Origin of the sequence: Streptomyces rectiverticillatus (assembly GCF_013394065.1) — a bacterium.
In the GTDB taxonomy this organism is placed as follows: Bacteria; Actinomycetota; Actinomycetes; order Streptomycetales; family Streptomycetaceae; genus Streptomyces; species Streptomyces rectiverticillatus.
Window position 1 is genome coordinate 2828945 of sequence record NZ_CP040752.1, and the last position, 15589, is coordinate 2844533.

Genomic DNA, 15589 nt, shown 5'->3' on the forward strand with positions numbered 1-15589 from the left:
TGCCGCCGGCTCCGTACGGTCCGCTAGCCCCGCGCGGCGGACGCCCGCTGCCGGCGGCGCGCCGCCGCGATGGCCCGGTTCGACTCGCGCACGTCCTGCTTCTCCCGCAGGGTCTGCCGCTTGTCGTACTCCTTCTTGCCCTTGGCGAGGGCGATCTCGACCTTGGCCCGGCCGTCCTTGAAGTACAGGGCGAGCGGCACGATCGTGTGACCGCTCTCCTGCGCCTTGGACGCGAGCTTGTCGATCTCGGCCCGGTGCATCAGCAGCTTCCGCTTGCGCCGGGCGCTGTGGTTGGTCCACGTGCCCTGGGAGTACTCGGGAACGTGGACGTTGTGCAGCCACGCCTCACCACCGTCGATCTGCACGAAGCCGTCGACCAGCGAGGCCCGGCCCTGCCGCAGCGACTTGACCTCCGTACCCGTCAGCACCATGCCGCACTCGTAGGTGGTCAGGATGTGGTAGTCGTGCCGCGCCTTCTTGTTCTGCGCGACGAGCTTGCGCCCCGTCTCTTTCTTCTCTGTCTTAGCCATAGCGCCGCCATTCTCGCACTAGGACCCGCCCCCGAGGCCACTCAATACTGTGCGGGCCCGCTCCTCGGCGTCGCCGTGGACCAGCAGGTCCGGGGCGATGCCCCGGCCGTCGACGGCGCGGCCTGCGGGGGTGCGGTAGTGGCCGACGGTGAGCTCGGCGACCGAGCCGTCCGCGAGCCGGCTCGGCATCTGCACGGAGCCCTTGCCGAAGGTCCGCGAGCCGACGACGACGGCTCGGCCGCGGTCCTGCAGGGCGCCCGCCAGCAGCTCGGCCGCGCTCATCGTGCCGCCGTCGACCAGGACGACGAGCGGCAGGGCGGTCACCGTACCGGCCCGCGCCTCCAGGGAGCGCTGGCTGCCGTGCACGTCGTAGGTGGCGACGAGCCCGCCGTCGAGGAAGGCGGAGGCGGCCCGCACCGCCTCGCCGACCAGGCCGCCCGGGTTCCCCCGCAGGTCCAGCAGGATGCCCTCGCCGGGCTGCGCCGCCGCGGCCGCCGCACGCACCTGGTCGCCGGTGCCCCGGGTGAACGAACCGACCTTGATCCTCAGGGCCGCGACCTCGCCGCGGACGAGGTGCTCGGCGCTCACGCTCTCGGTGGCCAGCCGCTCCCGGTACAGCGTGCGCGCCCAGCTGCGCCCTGCGCGCTCGACCTCGATCCGCACGGGCGTGCCGGGGGCGGAGCGGGCCGTGCCGTCACCCCGCAGCAGGGCGATGACGTCGGTGACGGGACGGTCGTCGGCGGGCGCTCCGTCGACGGTGCGCAGCCGGTCGCCGGAGCGGAGGCCGGCGCGGTCCGCGGGGCTGCCGGGGCGCACGCTGTCGATCTCGGTACGGCCGTCGCCGCCGCGCCGCGCGGAGAGGCCCACCCCGATGTAGGCGCCGTCCAGGGCGCGCTCGAGGCCCTCGTACTCGCTGGCGCTGTAGACGGCGCTCCAGCGGTCGCCGCTGCGGCCGACGACCTCGGCGGCGGCTTCGGTGCCGGACCGGCCGTTCTCGACGGCCTGTGCCGCGGCGGCCTCGACCTCCGCGTGGTCCACGGGGGCGCCCGAGCCGCCGCCCGGATCGGCGACGGCGCGGTCCGCGGGTCTCGCCGCGGTGCGCGCGGCCGCGCGGGCCTCCGGCGCCTTCCGGCCGTCCTGTCCCTGCGGGGTCCAGGAGCCGGCCGCGGCGCCGGTGGCCAGCACGCCCGCGAAGACCAGCGTCAGCGCGGCACCCCGGCGGGCGCGGCGCTGCGGATGGAACATCGACGGGCCGGGCATGCGCGTGAGTCTAGGACACCAGGGCGCGCTGTACGGGGAGTTGACCGTACGGCACCCTTGGCGCACGTCACACCTTGAGGTACTTACGCAGCGCCGCGAACGCCGCCAGTGCGGGCATCAGCAGCCCGATCGCGAGCACCAGCGGGAGCTTGGCCAGCACCGCGTCCCAGCCGATGAACTGGATGAGGTCGATCTGGTCGACCAGCCAGTTGTTCACCAGGAAGTAGTGGCCGCTGACCAGCAGCACGCACGCGAGGCCCGCGCCCAGCAGCCCGGCGAAGGCCGCCTCCATGATGAACGGGATCTGGATGTAGAAGCTGGACGCACCGACCAGCCGCATGATCCCGGTCTCCCGGCGGCGGCTGAACGCGGACACCCGGACGGTGTTGACGATCAGCATCAGCGCCACGACCAGCATCAGGGCCATCACACCGAGCGCCGCGTAGTTCATGCCGTTGACCAGGTTGAACAGATTGGACAGGACGTCCTTCTGGTCCTGCACCATCTGCACGCCCGGGCGCTGCGAGAAGGCGGTCGAGATGACCTCGAACTTGGTGGGGTCCTTGAGCTTGACGCGGAAGGACTCCTGCATCTGGTCCGGCGTGACGAAGCCCGCGATCGGCGACTTCTTGTCGAACTGCTCCTTGTAGTGCTTGTACGCCTCGTCGGCCGTCTCGAACTCGACCTTCTGGACGACGCTCATCTTCTCCAGATCGGCGCGGATCTCCTTCTTCTGGTCCTCCGTGGCCGCTCCCTTGGCACAGGAGGGGAAGGACTCCGCGTCGGTCTTGTTGCAGAGATAGATGGAGACGTTGACCTTGTCGTACCAGTAGCCCTTCATCGTGCTCGCCTGCTCGCGCATGAGCAGGGACCCGCCGAAGAGGGCCAGGGAGAGGGCTACGGAGACGATCACCGCGAAGGTCATCGTGAGATTGCGGCGGAGACCGACGCCGATCTCCGAGAGGACGAACTGGGCGCGCATGGCGTCCTTTCAGTGCTGGTAGCCGTACACGCCGCGCGACTGGTCGCGTACGAGGCGTCCCTTTTCCAATTCGATGACGCGCTTGCGCATCTGGTCCACGATCTGCTGGTCGTGGGTGGCCATGATGACCGTGGTCCCGGTCCGGTTGATCCGGTCGAGCAGCTTCATGATGCCCACCGAGGTCTGCGGGTCGAGGTTGCCCGTCGGCTCGTCGGCGATCAGCAGCATCGGGCGGTTGACGAACGCCCTGGCGATCGCCACGCGCTGCTGCTCACCGCCGGAGAGCTCGCCCGGCCTGCGGTCCTCCTTGCCGCCCAGCCCCACCAGCTCCAGCACCTGCGGGACGGCCTTCCTGATCTCCCCGCGGGGCTTGCCGATCACCTCCAGCGCGAAGGCGACGTTCTCGCTGACGGTCTTGTTGGGCAGCAGCCGGAAGTCCTGGAAGACCGTGCCCAGCTGGCGGCGCATCTGGGGCACCTTCCAGTTGGACAGCCGGGCCAGGTCCTTGCCCAGCACGTGCACCTGCCCGGTGCTCGCGCGCTCCTCGCGGAGCAGCAGCCTCAGGAAGGTGGACTTGCCGGAACCCGAGGACCCGACCAGGAAGACGAACTCGCCTTTCTCGATCTCGAGCGAGACGTCACGGAGCGCCGGACGGTTCTGCTTCGGGTAGGACTTGGAGACGTTGTCGAATCGGATCACGAGTGCACCACGCGTCGACCTGGATAGGGGGCACGGACCGCCGCGGGGGCGGCTTCCGTTCGGTGTGCGTGACCATACGCGAACGAGCCGTGCACGCGCAGGCAGCACAGGGGGTCGGCGCGTTTATTACCGACATGTTCGGGGACAAAACGAGGACAATCGGCCCGCACGCGCCGTTCGGCGCGGGAGCTGGCACAGTGGTAGGGGGAACCGCTCGGCTCTCCCGCGCGTTGGACGTACCGGAGGAGGAGATCGCATGACATGCGACCGACTGGTGTGCGCCAACTGCGCGGCCCCCGTCAGTGAGGGCCGCTGCCCGGTGTGCCGGGCCAGCAGGGAGCGGCTGCAGCACCAGGAAGGCGTCTTCGCCGGCCTGACCCCTGCAGCGCTGATCGCCCTGCTGGTGGCGCTGGTGGCGGTGGCCGTGCTCGCACACGGATTCGCCGGGTAGTCCCACGGTCACGTGCGGACTCGCCGGAATGATGCACGAGGGCCCGGAGCGCTGAGCGCTCCGGGCCCTTTGCACACCCTGCACACCTGCACACCTACGTGCCCGGCGTTTACGCCTGAGGTCAGGCCGCCGCGCCCGCGCTGCGGGTCATGAGGCGGGGCAGCAGCCGGAAGCCGACACCGCCCGCGATCATCGTCGCGGCACCGATCACCAGGAAGCCGGTCTGCGAGGCACCGGTCTCGGCCAGCTGCTCCTTCGGCTTGGCCTGCTGCACGGGCTTGCTGCCCGCGCTGTCCGGGTCGGCGTTGTTGCCGCAATTGCTGCTGGTGTCGACCGGGCAGACCTTGCCCTGATCGCCGGAGTCACTGCCACCGCCGGAGCCGGAGCCGCCCGTGGCGGCGGTGCCGCTCTGGTCGCCGCCCGTGCTGCCTTCGCCACCGCCGGTGGAGCCGGTGCTGCCGGTGGAGCCGGTGCTGCCTGTAGAGCCCGTGGCACCGGTCGAGCCGGTGGAACCCGTAGAGCCCGTGGAACCCGTAGAGCCCGTGGTGCCGGTCGAGCCGGTGCTGCCGGTCTCACCGGTGGAGCCGGTCGAACCGGTCGAACCGGTCGAACCCGTGCTGCCCGTGGAGCCGGTCGAGCCCGTGGAACCCGTGGTGCCGGTGGAGCCGGTGCTGCCCGTGGTGCCGGTGCTGCCCGTCGAGCCCGTGGAACCCGTAGAGCCCGTGGTGCCGGTCGAGCCAGTGCTGCCGGTCTCACCGGTCGTGCCGGTGGAACCCGTGGTGCCGGTGGAACCGGTAGTGCCGGTGGAACCGGTGGTGCCCGAGCTGCCGGTGGTCTCGCCCGAGCCGCCGCCGACGCTGCCAGTGGAGCCCGTAGAACCCGTAGAGCCGGTGGTACCCGTGGATCCGGTGGTACCAGTGGATCCGGTGGTACCAGTGGATCCGGTGGTACCGGTGGAGCCCGTGGTGCCGGTGGAACCGGTCGTGCCGGTGGTGCCGGTGGTGCCCGTGGTGCCGCCCGAGGTGGGCGGCTGCGGGATCTGGTCGGGGTCGTCGGGCGAGGCGACGCTGTGGACGCCCGCCTTCACGCCGACACCCGCGACCTGGACGTTGACGCCGGCGGCCGATGCCGCGCCGGCGGCAGTCAGCGAAGCGCCCGCGGCGACCACTGCGCCGGCGGCTATGCGCGCGACACGCAGTCGCGTCTTCTTCGTCATATGCCTGCTACCCCCAGTAGCTAACTCGTCATTGGAGCAGCTCTGCACGGGGCGGTGGCGCTCTGAAAGGCCTGGCACAGCCGGCCGGCCTGCCGCTCGAAATCGGCGGCGCTGTCGACCGGTCCGCTTGCCCCCGCCACACGCGCCCCAGTGCTACGCGTGCCGCGCGCCAGCCTTGCCAGTTTTTGACGCAGCGTCAAGCCGGTTACGGGCATGATGTCCGGCTATGGGGGTGCTTGAGGTTACTTCTCCTGCTGCTTGCGCCAGCGGATACCGGCCTCGAGGAACCCGTCGATGTCGCCGTCGAGGACGGCGGTCGGGTTGCCGACCTCGAACTCGGTGCGGAGGTCCTTGACCATCTGGTACGGGTGCAGGACGTACGAACGCATCTGGTTGCCCCAGGAGTTGCCGCCGTCGCCCTTGAGCGCGTCCATCTTGGCCTGCTCCTCCTGGCGGCGGCGCTCGAGGAGCTTGGCCTGGAGGACGTTCATGGCGCTCGCCTTGTTCTGGATCTGGGAGCGCTCGTTCTGGCAGGAGACGACGATGCCGGTCGGGATGTGCGTGATCCGGACCGCGGAGTCGGTCGTGTTGACGCCCTGGCCGCCGGGGCCCGATGCGCGGTACACGTCGACGCGCAGCTCGGACTCGTCGATCTCCACGTGGTCGGACTGCTCGACGACCGGCAGCACCTCGACACCCGCGAAGGAGGTCTGGCGGCGGCCCTGGTTGTCGAAGGGCGAGATGCGCACGAGGCGGTGGGTGCCCTGCTCGACGGAGAGCGTGCCGTAGGCGTACGGGGCCTTGACGACGAAGGTGGTCGACTTGATGCCGGCCTCTTCCGCGTAGGAGGTCTCGTAGATCTCGCTCGAGTAGCCGTGGCGCTCGGCCCAGCGCAGGTACATGCGCTGCAGGCGCTCCGCGAAGTCGGAGGCGTCGACGCCGCCGGCCTCGGCGCGGATGTTGACGAGGGCCTCGCGGGCGTCGTACTCGCCGGAGAGGAGGGTGCGGACCTCCATCTCGTCCAGCGCCTTGCGGACCGAGGCGAGCTCGGCCTCGGCCTCGGCCTGCGTGTCGGCGTCGTCCTCGGCCTCGGCGAGCTCGAAGAGCACCCCGAGGTCGTCGATGCGGCCGCGCAGGGTCTCGGTCTTGCGCAGCTCCGCCTGGAGGTGCGACAGCTGACTCGTGATCTTCTGCGCCGCCTCCGGGTCGTCCCACAGGGACGGGGCGGCCGCCTGCTCCTCGAGCACGGCGATGTCAGCCCTCATCCTGTCGAGGTCCAGGACGGCCTCGATCGACCCCATGGTCGAGGAGAGGGACTTCAGCTCTTCGGATACATCAACGACTGCCACGCACCCAGCCTAACGGCTGCGCCGCGCTTCCCCGCCCTCAAGGCCCCGATGGGGCCTTATCACCAGCCCCGACCGGGCCGAAGACCGGTCCGGCCCGGGCCCGGACAGAGCCCTGCCCGGCACCGCCGGGCCGCGCCGCGATGGCCGGGCGCCGCTGCGGCGGATCTTGATACGGCACCGCGGGTACGCCCCTGGCAGTCCCGAGCACCCCTTCCGCCGCCACGGCGATCAAGCCCCGCCCCGGAATCCGGCGGTATTGAACAGTCCCCGGCCACAGGCGAAGGCCCGACCGGCACCGCCGGGCCGCGATGGCCGGGCGCCGTTGCGGCGGATCTTGATGCGGCATCGCCGAAGCGCAAGGCGCGTACCCCCTGGCAGACCCGCGCGCCCGCGGCCGACCGCGGCCCCGCGCAACAACCCCTTCCGCCGCCACGGCGATCAAGCCCCGCCCCGGAATCCGGCGGTATTGAACAGTCCCCGGCCACAGGCGAAGGCCCGACCGGCACCGCCGGGCTGCGCCGCGATGGCCGGGCGCCGTTGCGGCGGATCTTGATGCGGCGCCGCCGCAAGGCAAGGCGCGTACCCCCTGGCAGACCCGCGCGCCCGCGGCCGACCGCGGCCCCGCGCAACAACCCCTTCCGCCGCCACGGCGATCAAGCCCCGCCCCGGAATCCGGCGGTATTGAACAGTCCCCGGCCCCGGGCGGAGGGCCGATCGGTGCCTTCCGGGGCGCGACCCCGCTGCGAGGGGTCAGCGTTTTGAGTCCGGGTGGTGGATGCCCGGTTTCGCGTCGGGGGCGTCGTGGTCCGCCGTGGCGAACCAGCCGCCGACGCCCGCGGCCGCTGCCAGGGCCACCGCTGCCGCCCCGAGGCGGATGCGGCGGCGGCGCTGTTCGGCGGCGGAGCGGTGGCGGGCCGAGCCGGCGCGGCGCTGGCCGGCCGCGCGGGGTGCGCGGGCGGTCCCGTGGGCGCCGCCCGCGAGCTCGGCCGGCGTGGGCACGCGCATGCTCGTGTGGGTGTCCCGGCTGGAGTCCGCGACGGCGCCCGGCACGAGCGGCACGACCCCGCGCCGCCGTGCGGCGACCGGCGCAGCGGCCCCGTCCTGCGGCGCGTCCGCGCCCTCGGCGGTCGCCGCGGCGCCGTCGTCGTCGGGTTCGTCGATGTCGAGGGGCGGTATGCCGGCGAGCCCGGGCAGCAGCTCCCGCAGCCGCGCCGCGAGCTCGGAGGCGCGCAGCCGGGACGCGGGCCCCTTGGCGAGGCACTGGACGACGAGCTGCCACAGCTCGTCGGGGATGCCGGGCAGCGGGGCCACGGTCTCGGTGACGTGCCGCCGGAGCACGGCGCCGGGGTGTCCGCCGCCGAAGGGCGTGAAGCCGGCCAGCAGCTCGTAGAGGACCGTGGCCAGGGCGTAGACGTCGACGGAGGCGCGCGGCGGCAGCCCCTCGATGATCTCGGGGGCGAGGTAGTCGGGCGTGCCGATGACGCTGCGCGGGCCGGGCCCGCGGCCTTCCCGGGCGGGCCGGGGTGCGTCCACGAGCCGGGCGATACCGAAGTCGGTGAGCAGCGCGGGGTGCGCACCGCCGGGCCCGAGGGGGCCCTGCATGTCGAGCAGGACGTTCTCGGGCTTGACGTCGCGGTGGACGATGCCGGCCGCGTGGGCGGCGGCGAGGCCCTCGGCGACGTCGGCGACGATGGCGACCGCGGCCTCGGGCGCGAGCCGCCGCTCGCGGTCGAGCCGGGTGCGCAGGTCCGTGCCCCGGATGAGGTCCATGACGAGCGCGAGGTCGGCGCCGTCGACCACCAGGTCGCGAACGCCGACCACGTGCGGGTGGTCGAGTCCGAGGAGCGCGGCGCGCTCCTGGACGAACCGGCCGACGAGCTCCTGGTCGGAGGCGAGATCCTCCCGCAGGAGCTTGATGGCGACCGGGCCCTCGGGCCCCTCGCCGAGCCACACCGTGCCGGCGCTGCCCCGGCCGAGGACCTGGTGGGCGGTGTACCGGCTGCCGATCTTCCGTGCCAAGACTGTTCCCCGACTCCTCGTCTCCGACAGGCGCGCTGGCGACCAAGCTACTGCCAACGCTCACCCCCGAGGTGTAAAACGCCCGTCGGGTGTCGACAAATCGATGACATCGGTGACACCGGTGACATCCGTGCCACCGGTGTCACTTGTTGGAGGCGAGCCCCGAGATCCAGTCCTTGACGTCGGTGACCCAGTCCCAGGTCGCGTCCCAGAAGCTCTTGCCGTCGGCGACCCAGTCCTTCAAGGGGGTGAATTCCCAGATGCACCAGGAACCGATCACCAGGATGACGATGAGGAACAGGCAGCCCTTGAGGCAGCCGAGCCCGGGGATCCGCATCGGGTTCGCACTGCGCTGCCGCGGCGGCCGCGGCTCCCGGCGCGGGGCCGGCGGCTCGGGGGCGTACGGCTGCGGCTGAGGCTGAGGCGCCGGGGGCTGCTGGTAGCGCGGCTGGGGCTGCTGCCGCTGCCGTCTGCGGGGCGCAGGCTGCTGCGGCTGCGGCTGCTGGGGCTGCTGCGGCGCGTACGACTGCGGCGGCTGGGTGTAGTGCTGCGGGGGCGGGGGCTGGTGCCCCTGATGCGGCTGAGGGGCGTACTGCCCGCCGTAGCCCTGCTGCCCGTAACCCTGCTGCCCGTAGCCCTGTCCGCCCCGGGGCGGCTGCGGGGGCTGCTGCGGCTGCGGCTGTCCGGGCCGCCGCTGGGGGCGGCGGCGCAGCGGGTCCTCGCTCGGGTCGAGGTACTGCACCTGGGTCTGGTCGTTGCGGTCGCGGGCGGCCCGCAGCTGGGTCTGCCAGGGGTGGGCGCCGTCGCCCTCCGGGGGCAGCGGCGGGACGGGCGGCATGGCGCGGGTCGGGTCGGCGCCGCCGGGGCCGGAACCGGCGGGCATGACGCGGGTGGCGTCGGCGTCGGCGTCGGGGCCGTTGCCGCCGGCGGAGGTGCTCGGCAGGAGGCTGGTGGCGGCGTTCGGGTCGTAGGAGCCCGGGGCCCCCGGGGAGCCCGCCGTCGACGGCAGCACCTGGGTGGGGTCGGCGTCACCCGAGCCGGGGCCGGATCCCTGGCCGGGGCCCACGCCGGTGCCGGTGCCGGGCACGAGCGCCGGCTCCGGGTCGGGCGCGAGCAGCGCGGCGACGCCGAGGGCGGCCTCGGCCTGCGCCGGGGAGGCGTGCACGCCGACACCCGCGGCGACGACGCGCAGGGCCCGGGCCAGGTTCTCCGCGCTCGGGCGCTCCTCGGGACGCTTGCGCAGGCAGCGCTCGATGACCGTCCACAGCGGCTCGGGAACGGTGGTGGGGCGGCGCGGCTCGGAGCTGAGGTGCTGGTGGAGCACTTCGAGCGCGGTCGCGCCCGCGAACGGCGGGCGGCCGGTGACCAGCTCGTAGAGCAGGATGCCGGCGCCGTAGATGTCGACGGCGGAGGTCTGCGGGCGGCCTTCGGCGGACTCGGGCGCCACGTAGGCGGGCGTGCCGACGAATTCGTGGGTGCGGGTCAGGCCCGGGGAGTCCGCGAGGCGCGCGATGCCGAAGTCGGTGAGCATCGGGTGCATCTGGCCGCCGTCGCTCCGCAGGAGGACGTTGGCGGGCTTGAGGTCCCGGTGGACGATGCCGTCGGCGTGGCTCACGGCGAGCGCGTCGGCGATCTGGGCGGTGAGGAGCGCCGCGGCGACCGGGGTGAAGGGCCCGTTGTCGCGCAGGTAGCGGTGCAGGTCCGGGCCGTCGACGAGGTCCATGACCAGGGCGAGCAGATCGCCCTCGACGACGAGGTCGCGGGTGCGGACGATGTTGGGGTGGGTGAGCCGGAGGAGGACGGAGCGCTCGCGCAGGAAGCGCATCACGACGTCCGCGTCGTTGGCGAGCTCCTCCTTGAGCACCTTGATCGCGACGGTCTCGCCGGGCTGCCCGGCCACGGCGGCCTCGGCGCCCGCGGCCTCCCGCTGGCGCGCTCGCCAGACGGTGCCGGTCGCTCCGCGACCGAGCACCTCCTCGAGCAGGTACTTGCTGCCTACCGGCCGCACGTCATGCGCTCCCTGATCGTCATCGTCGTCATGCTTTGCGATGGCCTCTGTCGTGCCCGGCCTTCAGCCCACTGTAGTGCCGCTGTACGGACCTCCGGTTTGCCGAATCCGAGGGGCTGATGGGAAGACGCGGGGAGCGGGCGGTTGGTTGCCACGCGGCGCACGGGCGGCGCGTGCGGGCTGCTCAGGGGCGTGCGGAAGGCCTGGGACGGCGCGTCCTGCGGCCCTCCTGGCGGCCCCCCTGCCCGAAAGAAACTCTGTACGAGGCGTTCGAAAACGGACGCCCTACGAACCGATCATGAGATGACCACGGAACGATTCGATCACCTTCCGCTTCCTTCGCACCCTCCGGCGGTCGTTCAAGATCACGAATTGGCTGTCGCCGGGCGCGTCGTCACCGGCAGGTGCGAGGATGCTCGCAGCACGATGCGGAGGGGCGGGGCCGGTGCTTCCGGTACGTCCCGCGTGACGTGGTGACCTGTACGTGCCGACGCGCCCGTGCACGGTGGGGGAAGGCCGCGTGAGGCCTCCTGCCCCCCGCCCGCGCACGGGGCAGAAGGGACCGTTGACGGCGATGCAGATCAGGCTGACCGTCCTCGGGCCGCTCAGCGGCCACCACACCACCGCGCCCGCCGCGCCCGCCGCGAAGTGCGCCTGCGACGTGCTGGTGACCGCCCCCGCGGGGACCGCGCTGGCCGGGGTGACCAGCGGGCTGGCCGCCGCCATGGCCGCGGCCGGCTCCGACCTCGGCACCGGGGCCGTCGTGGTCTACGCCGGGGCCGAGCGGCTCGACCCGCAGCGCACCGCGCTCGGCGAGCCGCCCCTGATCGACGGCGCCGTGCTGTCCCTGTGCGCCCCGGCCGACCCGGAGGAGCACGCGGGCGTGCTGCTGTCCGGCCTGCCCGAGGCCGCGGCGCGGCTGCACGTCGTCTCCGGGCCCGACGCGGGCGGCGTGCACCTGCTGCACGGCGGCGAGGTGCACGTGGGGCGCTCCGCCACGGCCGACATCCCCCTCGACGACCCCGACGTCTCCCGGCTGCACTGCGCCGTCGTCCTCCACGACGACGGCACGGTCACCTTGCGCGACCTGGGCTCCACCAACGGCACCGCCCTCGCGGGCGAACCGGTCGGCGAGGAGCCGGTGCGGTTCCCCGCCGGGGAGCTGCTGCGGGTGGGCGAGTCGGTGCTGAGCCTGCACGCCGCGGACGACGCTTCCCCGCGCGTCCTTCCGGCCGCCCCCGACGGCGAGGGCCACCTGCGCGTCGGCGGCGGCCTGCCGGTCGCGGGCCCCGCGACCCCGACGGGCGCGGTCGCCCCGCCGGTCCGCGGCGCCTGGCTGGGCGCGCCGGCGAGCCCGGCGGCCGACGCGAACCCCGGCCACGAGGAGCCGGTGACGCACGGGGGCCGCGGTTTCCCGCTGCGGGACGCGGGCGCGGGCGGCCTGTCGGTCCGCGTCCCGGCCCAGCCGGGGCCGTCGGGAGCGCCGGTACCGGGCCGTCCCGCCCGGCCGGGCGGGACGGCAGAGGCCGCCGGGACGGACGCCTACGGAGCGAGAGGCGCGTCAGCACGGCCCGGCGAGACCGGCGGCACGGCCCGGGACGGCGCCGCGGCCCCGTACGCGGCCGGAGAACCGGCGGCCACGACGGACCGGCCGAGCCGGGCGGGCGAGCCCCGCAGGACGTCCTACGACGACGGCGGCACGGACGCGTACGGCGCGAGAGGCGGGGCGGGTGCGGCGGGTCAGCCGAACCGGGCCGACGGGACGGCCCGCGACGGCGAGGCGGGCCCGCATGGGGCGCGAGACGCGGCGGGCCGGGCGGGCTGGACAGGGCAAGCCGGTGGGGCCGGCGGGTCGGGCCAAGGCTCCGGCACGCACGCGTACGGCACGGGAAGCGGAACCGGCGCGGCAGGACAGCCGGGCTGGGCCGGGCCGTACCCCGCGGGCGGCGGAGCCGGTGCCGCGGAGCAGCCGGGGCACTCCGGCGGAACAAGCCAGGACCTCGGCACGCACGCGTACGGCACGGGAAGCGGGGCCGGCGCGGCGGGACAGCCGGGCTGGGCCGGTGGGACCGGCGGGACGGCCCGGGACGGCGACACGGGCCCGCACGGGGCGCGAGACGCGGCAGGCCGGGCGGACTGGACGGGTCAGGCCGGCGGAACGGGCCAGGGCTCCGGCACGCACGCGTACGGCGCGGGAAGCGGAGCCGGTGCGGCAGGACAACCGGGCTGGGCCGGGCCGTACGCCGCGGGCGGTGGAGCCGGTGCCGCGGAGCAGCCGGGGCACTCCGGCGGAACAAGCCAGGACCTCGGCACGCACGCGTACGGCGCGGGAAGCACGGCCGGCGCGCCGGGACAGCCGGGCTGGGCCGGGCCGTACCCCGCGGGCGGCGGAGACGGTGCCGCGGAGCAGCCTGGGCTGCCCGGGCAGCGTGCGTACCCGGGTCGGCCGGGCGGCTCCGGCCTGCCCGGACAGGCCGGCCCGGACGCCCCGTACGGTCAGCCGGGTCAGCCGGATGGTTCCGGTCACGCGAACCGGGCCGGCGAGGCCGGCCGCCACGCCCCGGGACGGCCCGGCGGTTCCGCGGGCGGCCCGGGTGTCCACGACGGCCACGCCGGCCACGGCAACCCCGGCGGCCCCGAAACCGGACAGGCCGGCGAAGCCGGCAAGCGCCCCCGGGGCCGGGGCATAGGTGCATGGGCCCGGCGGCTCACCGGCGGCCGGAGCGGGGGCCGGGGAGCGGGCGAGGACGAGTGGGGTGACGGCCGCGACGATCCCGGCGCCGCGGACCGGGCCCGCGCCGAGGCCGCCGCGCTGCGCGAGCGCTGGCCCGACCCCGCGTCGGTGCTGCTGACGGCGCTGGGCCCGGGCCCCCGCCTGTGGGAGCGTGGCCCGGACCACCCGGACCTGCTGACCGTACGGCTGGGCACGGCCGACCGGCACGCGCCGGAGAGCGGCGCCCTGCTGCCCTCCGTGCCGGTGACGGTCGGGCTGCGCGAGGCCGGTTCGCTGGGGCTCGCCGGGCCGCGCGGGCGGCTGTCCGCGCTGGCCCGCTCCGTGCTGGCCCAGCTGGCGGCGCTGCACGCCCCCGCGTCCCTGGAGTTCGTGCTGATCAGCGCGGACCGGGCGCGCCCGGTCGAGGAGCGGCTGGCGGAGTGGTCCTGGCTGGGCTGGCTGCCGCAGCTGCGCCCGGTGCGGGGGCAGGACTGCCGGCTGCTGGTCGCCTACGACCGCGAGCAGGCCGCGGCCCGCACCGCGGAGCTGGTGCGCCGCCTGGACGAGGGCCCGCTGGGCCCGCACTGGCCGGCGGCGGCCCCGGCGGCGGTGGCGGCCGCGGCCGAGCGCCACGCGGGCCCGTACACGGTGGTGATCGTGGACGGCGACCCCGGTTCGGCGGAGCTGCGGGAGACGGTCGGGCGGCTGGCGGTGGGCGGTCCCGCGGCGGGCATCCACCTGGTGTGCCTGGCGGACGCCCCGGCGACGACGCCGGCGTCCCCGGTGCCGTCGACGCTGGCCACGGCCCGTACGGCGTCCCCGGCGTTCCCGTACTGCGGTGCGGTGGCGCTGCTGAGCGGTGACGTCGCCACGGTGGTGCAGGTGATCGACCGGGCGCCGGCCGGGGGCGGGGCCGCGGGCGGGGGCGAGGCGCCGACCGGTCCGGCCGTGATCGCGGCCGTCGACGCGGTTTCGCGCGCGTGGGCCGAGCGGTTCGCGCGGGCGCTGGCGCCGCTGCGGATGGCGGACGGCGCGCTGCACGGCGCGGCCGCGCGGGTGGCGGCGGCGCTCCCGCGGAGCGCGCGCCTGCTGGACGAGTTGGGCCTGGCGCGCGCGACGCCCGCCTCGCTGACGGCCCGCTGGGCGGCGGCAACGGACCGCGGCATGCGCCCCGGCGGCCGCGCCGTGGCCGTGCTCGGCGCGGGCCCGCACGGCCCGCTGTCGGTGGACCTGGCGGCGGACGGTCCGCACCTGCTGGTGGAGGGCTGTCCGGGCAGCGGCAAGACCGAGCTGCTGCGCTCGCTCGCCGCGTCGCTGGCGGCGGCCGACCGGCCCGACCGGCTCTCGCTCGTCCTGGTGGACGGCGCGGGCGCGGAGCGGGGCGAGGGCCTGCGGCTGTGCACGGACCTGCCGCACGTCTCGACGTATCTGGCGGCCGCGGATCCGGTGCGTATGCGGGAGTTCGCCCAGGCGCTGACCTCGGAGCTCAAGCGCCGCGCGGAGCTGCTGGGGCGGCTGGACTTCACCGCGTGGCACACCCAGCAGGCCGCCGCGTCCGCCGTGCAGGCGGTCGCGCCCCGCCGCCCGGCGGAGGGCTCCGGCGACCTGGACTCCCTGCCGACGGGGACGCTCAAGCTGCGTACGCAGAAGGACGGCCCGTCGCTCACGGCCCGGACGGCCCTGCCGCGCCTGGTGGTGCTGGTGGACGACTTCGACGCCCTGGTCGCCCCCGCCCTGGGCAGTACGGGCCGCCCGGCGGCGGGTTCGGTCGTGCGGGCGCTGGAGGCGGTGGCCCGGGACGGCGAGCGGCTGGGCGTCCACCTGGTGGCGGCGTCGGGTCGCCCGGATCGTACGGCCGACACGGCTGCGGTCGAGCGGGCCGGGCTGCGCGCGACGCTGGAGATCGCGCCGCCGTCGGCGGACGGCACGCCGGGCGACGGGAGCGGCGCGGGCGAGCCCGCTCCGGGCCGCGGCCGGCTGATGCGGCCGGACGACGACGTGACGACGCCGTTCCAGGCGGGCCGGGTGACGGGCCGCATCCCGCGGACGGCGACGCTCCGCCCGACGGTCGTGACGGTGGACTGGCAACGCATGGGCGACCCGCCCACCCGCCGCCCCGTGCGCGAGCTGGGCAACGGCCCGACGGACCTGGCGTTGCTCGCGAGCGCGTTGCAGCGCGCCGCGCAGTCGGCGGGAGCGGAGGCGGCGCCACCGCTGCTCTGAGTGCTCCCGTGCGCCCGTGACGGCCCATCACAGCCCGGTCACGATCACCGAGTTGACGGCGAAGACGGTATTGCGGCGGCCGGTGACCGGGCGTAGACCTGTCGCACGGGAGACGACCGCGGGCCGCGGTGACGTGCGG

10 protein-coding genes are annotated in these 15589 nt (G+C 74.9%); 2 read left to right on the forward strand and 8 right to left on the reverse strand.

Translation table 11 applies throughout. The features are described 5' to 3' along the window. Positions 1–23: 23 nt before the first annotated feature. The 4 genes from smpB to ftsE form a co-directional block, all read right to left on the reverse strand. On the reverse strand, positions 24–530 hold the full coding sequence (smpB, locus tag FGW37_RS12200; RefSeq protein ID WP_179081093.1) for an SsrA-binding protein SmpB: 507 nt from the start codon (positions 528–530) through the stop codon (positions 24–26). An 18-nt stretch (positions 531–548) separates the two neighbouring features. Next, on the reverse strand, positions 549–1790 hold the full coding sequence (locus FGW37_RS12205; RefSeq protein WP_179081094.1) for a S41 family peptidase: 1242 nt from the start codon (positions 1788–1790) through the stop codon (positions 549–551). 67 nt (positions 1791–1857) lie between these two features. Then, positions 1858–2772 (reverse strand): permease-like cell division protein FtsX, encoded by a 915-nt coding sequence (gene ftsX, locus FGW37_RS12210; protein ID WP_058044228.1) that lies wholly within the window; start codon positions 2770–2772, stop codon positions 1858–1860. 9 nt (positions 2773–2781) lie between these two features. Continuing rightward, entirely contained in the window at positions 2782–3471 is a 690-nt protein-coding gene (gene ftsE, locus FGW37_RS12215; RefSeq protein WP_058044227.1) for a cell division ATP-binding protein FtsE, read from the reverse strand. A gap of 256 nt (positions 3472–3727) precedes the next feature. On the opposite strand from ftsE, the gene FGW37_RS12220 reads away from it, so the two are divergent. Continuing rightward, complete coding sequence (locus tag FGW37_RS12220; protein ID WP_058044226.1) at positions 3728–3922, forward strand: hypothetical protein; 195 nt, start codon at positions 3728–3730, stop codon at positions 3920–3922. A 121-nt stretch (positions 3923–4043) separates the two neighbouring features. On the opposite strand, the gene FGW37_RS12225 is transcribed toward FGW37_RS12220, so the two are convergent. The 4 genes from FGW37_RS12225 to FGW37_RS12240 form a co-directional block, all read right to left on the reverse strand. Next, the gene (locus tag FGW37_RS12225) at positions 4044–5138 is read right to left on the reverse strand and encodes a hypothetical protein (protein ID WP_179081095.1); all 1095 of its coding nucleotides are present in this window, start codon (positions 5136–5138) and stop codon (positions 4044–4046) included. Positions 5139–5380: 242 nt separating this feature from the next. Further along, positions 5381–6487 carry a peptide chain release factor 2 gene (gene prfB, locus FGW37_RS12230; RefSeq protein WP_179081096.1) on the reverse strand — a complete coding sequence of 369 codons (1107 nt, stop codon included), beginning with the start codon at positions 6485–6487 and terminating at the stop codon, positions 5381–5383. Positions 6488–7237: 750 nt separating this feature from the next. Beyond that, positions 7238–8506, reverse strand: coding sequence for a serine/threonine-protein kinase (locus tag FGW37_RS12235; protein WP_179081097.1), 1269 nt, complete (start codon positions 8504–8506; stop codon positions 7238–7240). A gap of 142 nt (positions 8507–8648) precedes the next feature. Next, complete coding sequence (locus FGW37_RS12240) at positions 8649–10514, reverse strand: serine/threonine-protein kinase (protein ID WP_179081098.1); 1866 nt, start codon at positions 10512–10514, stop codon at positions 8649–8651. A 574-nt stretch (positions 10515–11088) separates the two neighbouring features. Between FGW37_RS12240 and FGW37_RS12250 the strand changes: the two genes are divergently transcribed. Beyond that, entirely contained in the window at positions 11089–15450 is a 4362-nt protein-coding gene (locus FGW37_RS12250) for an FtsK/SpoIIIE domain-containing protein (protein ID WP_246430363.1), read from the forward strand. Positions 15451–15589 lie beyond the last annotated feature (139 nt).

Excerpts from the sequence above, each read along its gene's own strand:
- FGW37_RS12250 (WP_246430363.1), top strand. The coding sequence starts at position 11,089 with ATGCAGATCAGGCTGACCGTCCTCGGGCCGCTCAGCGGCCACCACACC.
- smpB (WP_179081093.1), bottom strand. The coding sequence starts at position 530 with ATGGCTAAGACAGAGAAGAAAGAGACGGGGCGCAAGCTCGTCGCGCAG.
- FGW37_RS12225 (WP_179081095.1), bottom strand. The coding sequence starts at position 5,138 with ATGACGAAGAAGACGCGACTGCGTGTCGCGCGCATAGCCGCCGGCGCA.
- ftsX (WP_058044228.1), bottom strand. The coding sequence starts at position 2,772 with ATGCGCGCCCAGTTCGTCCTCTCGGAGATCGGCGTCGGTCTCCGCCGC.
- FGW37_RS12220 (WP_058044226.1), top strand. The coding sequence starts at position 3,728 with ATGACATGCGACCGACTGGTGTGCGCCAACTGCGCGGCCCCCGTCAGT.
- FGW37_RS12205 (WP_179081094.1), bottom strand. The coding sequence starts at position 1,790 with ATGCCCGGCCCGTCGATGTTCCATCCGCAGCGCCGCGCCCGCCGGGGT.